The organism is Siccirubricoccus soli (assembly GCF_024178315.1).
Classification (GTDB): Bacteria; Pseudomonadota; Alphaproteobacteria; order Acetobacterales; family Acetobacteraceae; genus Siccirubricoccus; species Siccirubricoccus soli.
This window is the reverse complement of record NZ_JAMZIK010000304.1, coordinates 1-1,058: the sequence shown is the minus strand read 5'-3', so window position 1 is coordinate 1,058 and position 1,058 is coordinate 1. Positions and strand designations below refer to the sequence as shown.

The 1,058-nt window shown below is 63.2% G+C and carries 1 tRNA gene, 2 rRNA genes and 1 pseudogene; all 4 read left to right on the top strand.

Going from position 1 to position 1,058, the window contains the following annotated elements:
* Positions 1-180 (top strand): 23S ribosomal RNA (locus NJ376_RS28525); the annotation flags it as partial.
* Positions 181-299: 119 nt separating this feature from the next.
* A 5S ribosomal RNA gene (rrf, locus tag NJ376_RS28520) occupies positions 300-414 on the top strand.
* A 47-nt stretch (positions 415-461) separates the two neighbouring features.
* Positions 462-538 (top strand) — tRNA-Met (locus NJ376_RS28515).
* A gap of 276 nt (positions 539-814) precedes the next feature.
* Positions 815-1,058, top strand: a pseudogene (locus NJ376_RS28510) (integrase core domain-containing protein); the annotation flags it as partial.

Genomic DNA, 1,058 nt, shown 5'->3' with positions numbered 1-1,058 from the left:
GGCACAGCTGGGTAGCCAAGTGCGGACGGGATAACTGCTGAAGGCATCTAAGCAGGAAACCCCCCTCAAAACGAGGTCTCCCTCGAGGGCCGTGATAGACCATCACGTCGATAGGCCGCAGGTGGAAGTGCAGCAATGCACGCAGCCAAGCGGTCCTAATCGCCCGATAGAGCTCACATCCCACCACCCGCGACGCGCCCGCAAGGGCGCACCGCACGCAGCACCAAGCCGCGGCTCCAGCCTCACTCACACCCCGCAACACAGCCAATCCCAACCCCATTCAGGATCCGGCCAGGTGGCCCGGTGGTCATCGCGAGGATGATACACCCGATCCCATCCCGAACTCGGCCGTGAAACACCTCAGCGCCCATGGTACTGCTGCTCAAGCAGCGGGAGAGTCGGTCGCCGCCGGGCCACCTCGCCGGATCCTGAAACACGCACCCGTCACCAACACCCACCACCGCGGGGTGGAGCAGCCCGGTAGCTCGTCAGGCTCATAACCTGAAGGTCACAGGTTCAAATCCTGTCCCCGCATCCACAACAAAGCAACTACTTCAGTTGCGTAAAAGCCGCCTCGGAGACCAGCTCCGCAGGCGGCTTTTTCATGTCCGAGCAGTGTCCGGAAATCGGGTGCCGGCCCAACTGTCCGCAACGCCGGAACTCCGCAACGCCGGAACACGGCACACCGGGTAAGGCAACCCTCGTCAGGCCGACCACGTCCGGATTAGCCAGGGCGGCGGAGGAAGTGGCAGGAGCCCCCCGCGGCAGGCTCAGCAGGATCGGGAGCAGTAACTGGGCGACCGGCGCTTGCGGCTGGACCAATGGCCAAGCCGAGCGGATGAACTGCTCCGTCAAAGAGGCCACCATCAAGGCCTTCCACTACCCCGACCTCAATGCTCTCAGAGCCCACGTCCTGGCCTTCGTCCAGGCCTACAACTTCGCCAAGCACCTCAAGGCACTGCAATGGCGAACACCCTTCCAGGCGCTCTGCGATGCCTGGACCACAAATCCATCAGGCTTCAAGATCAACCCGCACCACCTCATCACGGGACCGCACA